This window comes from Mesorhizobium sp. M7A.F.Ca.US.002.01.1.1 (assembly GCF_004022955.1).
In the GTDB taxonomy this organism is placed as follows: domain Bacteria; phylum Pseudomonadota; class Alphaproteobacteria; order Rhizobiales; family Rhizobiaceae; genus Mesorhizobium; species Mesorhizobium ciceri.
Genome location: NZ_RZQE01000928.1, coordinates 1 through 1,053, shown reverse-complemented (window position 1 = coordinate 1,053; position 1,053 = coordinate 1). Strand labels below are relative to the sequence as shown.

Sequence of the window (1,053 nt, the reverse complement as noted above, 5' to 3'; positions counted from 1 at the left end):
GTCTAGAGCTGCCTTGGAACGGTCGCGCGTGGCGGTTGCTGCTTCAAGCGACTGGTCGGTCGCCATGCCGCGCCTGGTCAGTTCGGCGGCGCGCACCAGCGCCTTCTCGTTTTCGGCCAGCGTAACCGTGGCGTCCTCGACATTGGCGGCGGCGGCCTTGGCCGAAGCTTCGGCGCGCTCGATCTGGACTTCGAGTTTCACCGTGTCGAGTGTCGCCAGCACGTCACCCTTCTTGACCTGCTGGTTCTCCTCGGCCGAGACCGAGCGGATGATGCCGGACAGTTCGCTTGAAATATCGACTTGGGTGAGTGGTTGCAGCGTGCCGGTCGCCGACACCGCGACTGTGAGGTCGGCCTTGGCGGCAGGCACTGTGGTGTAGTCAATCCTGGCCGGCGAGCCGGCATACCATTGATAGACGCCAAGCGCGGCGACGAGCACGATCAGCGCCAGCAACGCATAGAGCCACCCACGACGGCGCGATCTGCGCCGGCCTGTCTGGTCGAGCCCAAGCGCCGTCTCGATGGCGGAATCCGATTCCGTCTTTGGCAGATTGACAATCTGGTCCACGCTGGACCCCTATAATGCGCAATGTCCCTATCTGTGCACAGATCAGGCTTACCGGTTCAAATATCAAATTAAATTTCGCCCATGTTGGGATTGAGGCAGGAATGAAAACCCGGAATTACTTGCTTTACGATGTGTTTACGACCGAGCGACTGGCCGGCAATCCTTTGGCCGTCGTGCTGGACAGCAAGGGATTGGACACGGCCGCGATGCAGGCCATCGCGCGCGAATTCAACCTGTCCGAATCGGTGTTCGTCCTGCCGCCGGACAATCCCAAGCACAAAAACCGCATCCGCATCTTCACGCCCGACTATGAAATGCCGTTCGCCGGCCATCCGACGGTCGGCGCCGCGATCGCGCTGGCCGAACTTGCGGAGGAGGGCGGCGCCGGCATCTTCGTGCTGGAGGAAAACATCGGTCCGGTGCGGTGCGCCGTCAGCAAGCATGACGGCAACACTTTTGCCGAGTTCGATCTGGCGCAGCTGCCGG

2 protein-coding genes are annotated in these 1,053 nt (G+C 61.7%); one reads left to right on the top strand and one right to left on the bottom strand.

Annotation, left to right across the window (positions count from 1 at the left end; all coding sequences use genetic code 11):
- Positions 1–567 (bottom strand): biotin/lipoyl-binding protein (locus EN932_RS36805; protein WP_128369556.1); only part of this gene is annotated, 567 nt, incomplete at its 3' end.
- Between the two features lie 101 nt (positions 568–668).
- Between EN932_RS36805 and EN932_RS36800 the strand changes: the two genes are divergently transcribed.
- On the top strand, positions 669–1,053 hold a 385-nt coding region (locus tag EN932_RS36800; RefSeq protein ID WP_164890876.1), incomplete at its 3' end, for a PhzF family phenazine biosynthesis protein.